General features: G+C 45.1%; 1 protein-coding gene. It reads left to right on the top strand.

Annotated elements, in window-relative coordinates:
• A partial coding sequence (locus LKX83_RS32565; RefSeq protein WP_304518366.1) for a glycerophosphodiester phosphodiesterase family protein occupies window positions 1-266 on the top strand: 266 nt, incomplete at both ends.

The following is a 266-nucleotide window of genomic DNA, read 5'->3' as shown; positions in this document are numbered from 1 at the left end:
CTGCTTTTAGCACATCGCGGCCTTGCGCAAACGTTTTCTATAGAAGGTGTAACCAATGATACGTGTACAGCGGAGCGTATATACAAACCGGAACATCCGTACATAGAGAATACGATTCCCTCCATGGAAGCTGCTTTTCGAGCTGGCGCTGATATCGTTGAATTCGATATACGACCGACAAAAGATGGGCAATTCGCAGTGTTTCATGATTGGACTCTTGATTGTCGAACAAATGGAAAAGGCGAGCCAAAAAACTATACCATGGC

The sequence above is a fragment of the Cohnella baijiui genome (assembly GCF_020731285.1).
Taxonomy (GTDB): Bacteria; Bacillota; Bacilli; order Paenibacillales; family Paenibacillaceae; genus Cohnella.
This window is presented reverse-complemented; position numbering and strand designations above follow the sequence as displayed.